The following is a 6,707-nucleotide window of genomic DNA, read 5'->3' as shown; positions in this document are numbered from 1 at the left end:
ATTTTCAAAGAAAAGGTCTGGTGGCGATGGCAAAGTGGACACACCTGTTCCCATCCCGAACACAGAAGTTAAGCACTTTTACGCCGATGGTAGTACGTTCGATCGTGCGAGAGTAGGAAGCTGCCAGGCTCTCTCTTTGATTTAAACACCCTAGTGGTGTTTTTTTTGTTTTATTAGTAAATTTAAAACTCTATTTATTATTACTAATAGTATATACTTGTATTAAGTAGGAGTGAAAAAATTGTACATATAACTCTCCTTAAACTTCCTCCATTATAGCAAATAGTATATTAAAGAAAGAATATTGTTCTTTTAATAAGAAACATAGTTTGTTATAATGAATACAAATTGTAAAAATGGGGTGATGTTATGATTGAAGTTAAAGATTTAACAAAGGAATTCAAAAAGCCAATACGTAAAGAAGGCGTATTTGGTATGTTTAAGACCTTGTTTTCAAGAAAATATGAAACTAAGATTGCTGTCAATCATATAAATTTTACTATTCATGATGGTGAAATTGTTGGCTACATTGGTTCTAATGGAGCAGGTAAATCAACCTCCATTAAAATGATGTGTGGTATTTTAACCCCAACGAGTGGTAATGTTTTAATTGATGGTATTGAACCGAATAAGAAAAGAAAGCAAGTAGCATCAAAGATTGGAGTTGTCTTTGGCCAAAAGACACAGCTTTGGTGGGATATTCCTTTAATTGAAAGCTTTAAGGTATTAAAGGATGTATACCAGGTTAGTGATAGTGATTATAAAGAAAGATTAGAATTCCTAAGTGAAACTTTAGGGTTAGCTGAATTTATGAATCAACCAGTAAGAACACTATCCCTAGGTCAAAGGATGAGAGCGGATCTAGCAGCAAGCTGGCTACATAATCCTAAAATTTTATTCTTAGATGAGCCTACCATTGGTCTTGATGTATTAGTTAAAGAGAAAATAAGAAAAGCTATTAAAACAATGAATCAAAAATATCATACTACAGTAATCCTAACTACTCATGATATGCAGGATGTAGAAGATTTATGTAGTCGTGTAATTATGATTGAAAAAGGGAATATCATTTATGATGGACCACTAAAAGATATTAAATATCGTTTTGGTGATTTAAGAACATTAATGATAAAAACAAAAGAACTTTATAATCTAGATGACTTAAATACTTTTGATAATAAAGTAGAATATTCTATAAATGAAGATTCTATTGTATTACAGTTTAATGCGGATAAGTTAGATATTAAAGAAGTAATAGATTATTGCTTCCATGAGTTAGGGGCATTAGATTTAAAAATTTCTGAAATCTCCATTGAGGATGTTGTAAAGAACTTACTTGCGGAGGCAGAAAAATGTTAAGAAAGTATAAGCCCTTCTTGAAAGCGGGTGCGATGAACGCTTTTGCGTACAAATCCGCAATCTTCACATGGCTATTCATTTCTATATTACAAATCCTTTGTGTAGTATTCTTATGGGTTGCAGTATATCAAAATAGCCCTGATGGAATGGATTCTATAATTAATGGATTTACATTTAAAGAAATGATTGTCTATACTGTGTTTGTAAATATTTTTGGCTTTGCAACACTAGGTGGAGATACCTTATTTATTATTAATGAGGATATTAAAAAAGGAACGATAGATTTGGCTTTCACAAAGCCAATATCCTATCGTTTAAGATTATTATCTGAAAACTTAGGTAATTTATTTGCAGTAAATTTAATGATAGGAATTCCTGGATTTATTATCGCATTTATTGTATTTGCATCCATTGGATTTATAAGCTTTACTCCTGTAAGCCTTTTAATTTCTATTGCTTTATTTATATTAGCTCAGGTTATTGCAAATTTATTAAATGATACGATATCTTATATTTGTGGTGTATTATGCTTTTACACCTCATCTGGTTGGGGAATTAATCAAGCTAAAGAAGTAATCGTTAGCTTTTTATGTGGTAGATTATTACCCCTTGCATTCTTCCCAGGTATCTTTGGTACAATTATAGGGTATCTTCCTTTTGCAGGTATATCTTATTATCCAGTTTTAATTCTAATTGGTAAGGTAGATGTATTAAAATCTATCCACTATGTAGGATTTTCTTTATGCTGGTTAATCTTATTAAATATTTTTGCTAAGCTATTATTTAATCATGCTAGCAAAAAAATTACGGTACAGGGAGGATAGAAATGTTACGCTACATTCATTTATATTTTTCCTATATGAAAAGATCCTTTATATCTCGTATGGAATATAAAAAGGATACCTTCATTGCAATGATGGGCTTTTTCATTGAAAATGCCGCATCTATTGCAAGTATATATTTTATTGTTAATTCTATACCATCTTTAAATGGATGGAGTATTTGGCAGGTTGGTTTTTTATATGGCTTTGTAATGATTCCAAGAGGAATTGACCATATGTTTACAGATGAGCTCTGGAGACTTGCCTACTTTAGAGTAAGAAATGGAGATTTAGATATGTATTTCTTAAGACCTATTCCAGTCTTATTCCAAGTACTATCAGAAACCTTCCAGCCAGATGCTTTTGGTGAATTAATCGTTGGTACAGTGATGCTTGTAATATGTGGAATAATGTCAGAAGTACAAGTTACATTCTCTATGGTATTATTATTTATAGTTGCAAGTATTTTTGGTGCAATCATTATTACATCCTTAAAAATACTTACAACATCCTTCTCATTTACAATGAAAAGAAGTGGACCATTAGTTCAAGTAGTATATAATTTTATGGATTATGTTAAATATCCAATATCTATATTCCCAAATATTATTAAGAATATGTTATTATTTGCAATACCATTTGGTGTATTTATTTCACTACCAGTAGATACAGTATATTTCAATTCATATAATCCATATTTATTAATGTTATGGATTATAGGTGCTGCAATAGTGTTTGCAGTAATATCTGTACTTGTATGGAAGCTAAATGAAAGAAAATATGAATCAACAGGAAGCTAAGAGAAATCTTGGCTTTTTTGCATTTTCACTTTAAATTTCTTTAATAATGCTATGCATTATTGAAATCATAATGAAATTATTCTATAATTGTTATAAAATTGTATGGAGGTATTTTAATATGGGTTTAATTAAAGCCTTTGTTGGCTCATTAAATAGTACATTTGCTGACCAGTGGAAGGAGTATTTCTATTGCGAGTCTTTACCTGCAGATGTTTTAGTATCTAAGGGTACAAAGAAGACAAGCTGGAGATCTTCAAATACTAGAGGTAGTGAAAACATTATTTCAAATGGTTCAAGGATTGCCGTTGCTGATGGACAATGTATGGTTGTTGTTGACGATGGTATGATTGTAGAATTTGCTGCAGAGCCAGGTGGATATATTTTTGATAAGTCTACTGAAACTTCTGTATTTGCTGGTTCCTTCGGCGAAAGAATCGGAGGTTTCTTTAAAACTATTGGTAGACGTTTTACTTATGGTGGTGATGCAGGTCATGACCAAAGAGTGTATTATTTTAACACAAAGGAATTAATGGACAATAAATTTGGTACTGCCAATCCAGTTCCATTCCGTGTTGTAGACAATAATGTTGGTTTAGATATTGATGTTTCTGTAAGATGTAATGGTGTATTCTCTTACAAGATTACTAACCCAATCCTTTTCTATCAAAATGTTTGTGGTAATATTGAAAAAGATTATACAAGAAACAATATAGATAGTCAGCTAAAGACTGAATTTATCAGTGCTTTACAGCCTGCCTTTGGTAAGCTTTCCGCAATGGAAATGAGACCAAATCAGATTGTTGCACATATTCCTGAATTATGTGAGGCTATGAACGATGCCTTAACGGAAAAATGGAGAGATCATAGAGGTCTTGAAATTGTTTCTATCGCCTTAGGCTCTGTAACATTACCTAAGGAAGATGAAGAATTAATTAAGGAATTACAGAGAAAGAATGTTCTTGCAAGAAACCCAGGTATGGCTGGTGCTACATTAGTTGAGGCTCAGGCTGAAGCTATGAAGGCAGCTGCAGGTAACGCAAATGGTGCAGCTATGGGATTCTATGGATTAAATATGGCTGCAAATGTTGGTGGAATGAATGCTCAAGGATTCTATAATATGAATCAGCAGCAACAAGCACAGCAGGAGAGGCAAGCACCTCAGGGTGGTTGGACTTGTCCGAACTGTGGAAAGACTACAACAGGTAAATTCTGCCCTGAATGTGGCACACCAAAGCCACAATCTGACGGCTGGACTTGCCCTAAGTGCGGAGCACATGCAACAGGTAAATTCTGCCCTGAATGTGGTACTCCAAAACCACAGGCTGATGGCTGGACTTGCTCTTGTGGTACATTAAATAAGGGTAAATTCTGTGCAAACTGTGGTAAACCAAAACCAGCAGGAACTCCAAAGTATAAATGTGATAAGTGTGGATGGGAGCCAAAGGACCCAACAAATCCACCTAAATTCTGCCCTGAATGTGGCGATTTATTCGATGAAAAGGATAAGCAATAAAATATAAAAAGCCTCTAAAAAAGGCTTTTTTATTAGAGAGGTATGTTATGGCTAATTTAGAATTTAAATGTCCTTGTTGCGGTGGGGCGTTAAATTTTGATAATCAATCTCAAAATATTGTCTGTCCATATTGTGATACAGATTTTACAGCTGAGGATTTAAAGGAATATACAGATGATATTGAAGAAAATGGAAAAGAAGATACTTCCTGGGATGAGTCAAAAATTCAAGCCTATACAAATGATGAAGTTAAAGGGATGAAGATTTATTCTTGTAATTCCTGTGGCGGTGAAATCATTTGTGAGGAAACAACATCATCAACAAGTTGTCCATATTGTGGAAATAATTTAGTAGTTTCTAGGGAATTAAGTGGAGATTTAAAACCAAATTACATTATTCCTTTTAAAAGAGATAAGGTTTTTGCTGAGAATGCACTAAAAAAATTCATCAGAAGGAGACCTTTATTACCAAGCTCTTTTGCTAAAACAAACACGATTCAAGAGGTTAAATCCTTATATGTTCCATTCTGGATTTTTGATGCTGATGTTAATGGTAGAGTAAGATTTGAAGGTACAAAAACAAGAACATGGACATCTGGTGATTATAGATATAAGGAAGTTAAGCATTATTCTGTAGTTCGCGATGGTGGTATCGGATTTACTCATGTTCCTGTCGATGGCTCAAAGAAGATGGAAGATCAATTAATGGAATCTATTGAACCATTTGATTTCAATCAAGCAGAAGAATTTAATGCTGCATATTTAGCAGGATATTCAGCCGATCGATATGATGTCTCAAAGGAAGAAACCTTTGGTAGAGCTACTACTAGATTTAGACAGGGTACTGAAGCAGCATTTAGAAGAGATATTCATGGATATGATACCCTAAAGGTAACAGAATCTATTTTACAATTCTCTAATACGGAAGCAAGATATGCTTTATATCCAGTATGGCTATTACATACAAAATGGAAGGATAATCCTTTCTATTTTGCAGTAAATGGTGAATCAGGCAAAATTGCTGGAAATCTTCCAGTTTCTCCATTAAAGTTTGCATTATTCCTATTATTATTCTGGCTTATTTTTGGTGGAGCAATTTTTGGTATTGCATTTGCCATAAGTGCAGAAGGATTTGAAATACCTTTATTTGTAGGCATTGGTGTTGGCTTAATTATCGCAATTGCGATTATGATTTTATGGCGTAGAAAGATGAAAAATGTTCGCTTCCAATACGGAGCGGCACATTATGAAAAACCAGGTAGCTTGAGAATCGATAGAAGAAAAGATATCTATTTATACAAAAAAGTTACATGTACTAAAATTTCATCTTCAAACTCAAAGAAATAAGGATTATGCAGGTTTTTCCTGCGTTTTCTTTTTTTCTTGTTTCAAAACATACTATAAAATGGTATAATTTTTCATGGGGTGTATGAAATGGAAAGAGAAAAAAGAGGCTTTACTTCACCAAGTAAGCTAAAAGCTGCAATTGTATATGTCTTTATGGTTTTTATTGGCTCAACATTATTATCCATATTGATTAGTATGATTGTTGCTTCTTCAAGAGGACTTGATGCCAATGCTGTAGCAAGTAGCTTCTTTGACAATAGTAATGCTACAAAAGAGATTATGGATTGTCAAATCGTTGGACAAGGCTATGGTAATTTCTTGGGCTATTTCATTTCCCTTGCTGCAATTATTCTATGGATGAGAAATGATTTTATAACAGATTATAATTCCTTAATGGAAAACAAGAAGAAATCCTTTATTTTGATTCCAATTCTTGCAGTATCCTTTGCAGGTGTCGCTATACTTATCGATTATTTATTCGGTCTAGGGATTCCTGAATCGGACAATCAATCTACTATAGTTTCCCTATTAATTTCAGATGCAAGAATACCTATGATTCTTTCTACCGTACTCTTTGCACCTATTGTTGAGGAAATGATTTATAGAAAAGCAATATTTAGTGTTATGAGACAGTTTAATCTTCCTTTAGCATATGTAACGTCTATTGTATTATTTTCCTTACCTCATATGCTCTCCTCTTCATCGAGAGTAGGTATTTGGTTTTTACAACTAGTTCCATATGCTTTATGTGGCGGTTTATTATGCTTTGTATATCATATTTCAGGTTATAACGTATATGCATCTATTGCAGCTCATATGTTGAATAATCTTATTGCTGTTATTTTAGTATTATCTAGGGGGTTTTAAA

The 6,707-nt window shown here is 33.0% G+C and carries 6 protein-coding genes and 1 rRNA gene; all 7 read left to right on the top strand.

The features are described 5' to 3' along the window. The first annotated feature begins 16 nt into the window (after positions 1-16). A 5S ribosomal RNA gene (gene rrf / locus SPJ17_RS00905) occupies positions 17-129 on the top strand. Between the two features lie 240 nt (positions 130-369). Further along, complete coding sequence (locus SPJ17_RS00900) at positions 370-1,359, top strand: ATP-binding cassette domain-containing protein (protein WP_321091848.1); 990 nt, start codon at positions 370-372, stop codon at positions 1,357-1,359. After that, positions 1,353-2,183: an ABC-2 family transporter protein gene (locus SPJ17_RS00895; protein ID WP_321091845.1), complete on the top strand. Its 831-nt coding sequence runs from the start codon at positions 1,353-1,355 to the stop codon at positions 2,181-2,183. Before SPJ17_RS00900 ends, SPJ17_RS00895 begins: the two co-directional genes overlap by 7 nt. A 2-nt stretch (positions 2,184-2,185) precedes the next feature. Beyond that, positions 2,186-2,980: an ABC-2 family transporter protein gene (locus tag SPJ17_RS00890; RefSeq protein ID WP_321091843.1), complete on the top strand. Its 795-nt coding sequence runs from the start codon at positions 2,186-2,188 to the stop codon at positions 2,978-2,980. Positions 2,981-3,098: 118 nt separating this feature from the next. Continuing rightward, positions 3,099-4,493, top strand: a complete 1,395-nt coding sequence (locus tag SPJ17_RS00885; protein WP_321091841.1) for an SPFH domain-containing protein — start codon at positions 3,099-3,101, stop codon at positions 4,491-4,493. Between the two features lie 47 nt (positions 4,494-4,540). Beyond that, a complete protein-coding gene (locus tag SPJ17_RS00880; protein ID WP_321091838.1) occupies positions 4,541-5,839 on the top strand; it encodes a hypothetical protein in 1,299 nt (432 codons plus the stop codon). An 87-nt stretch (positions 5,840-5,926) separates the two neighbouring features. Further along, positions 5,927-6,706: a CPBP family intramembrane glutamic endopeptidase gene (locus SPJ17_RS00875; protein ID WP_321091836.1), complete on the top strand. Its 780-nt coding sequence runs from the start codon at positions 5,927-5,929 to the stop codon at positions 6,704-6,706. Position 6,707 lies beyond the last annotated feature (1 nt).

Source organism: Anaeroplasma sp. (assembly GCF_034179385.1).
GTDB lineage: Bacteria > Bacillota_I > Bacilli_A > Acholeplasmatales > Anaeroplasmataceae > Anaeroplasma.
Note: the sequence above shows the minus strand (reverse complement) of the source record. Positions and strands in the feature narration are given on the sequence as shown.

What these genes read in the sequence shown, in the direction of transcription:
- SPJ17_RS00875 (WP_321091836.1), top strand. Translation starts at nt 5,927, where the DNA reads ATGGAAAGAGAAAAAAGAGGCTTTACTTCACCAAGTAAGCTAAAAGCT.
- SPJ17_RS00895 (WP_321091845.1), top strand. Translation starts at nt 1,353, where the DNA reads ATGTTAAGAAAGTATAAGCCCTTCTTGAAAGCGGGTGCGATGAACGCT.
- SPJ17_RS00885 (WP_321091841.1), top strand. Translation starts at nt 3,099, where the DNA reads ATGGGTTTAATTAAAGCCTTTGTTGGCTCATTAAATAGTACATTTGCT.
- SPJ17_RS00890 (WP_321091843.1), top strand. Translation starts at nt 2,186, where the DNA reads ATGTTACGCTACATTCATTTATATTTTTCCTATATGAAAAGATCCTTT.
- SPJ17_RS00900 (WP_321091848.1), top strand. Translation starts at nt 370, where the DNA reads ATGATTGAAGTTAAAGATTTAACAAAGGAATTCAAAAAGCCAATACGT.
- SPJ17_RS00880 (WP_321091838.1), top strand. Translation starts at nt 4,541, where the DNA reads ATGGCTAATTTAGAATTTAAATGTCCTTGTTGCGGTGGGGCGTTAAAT.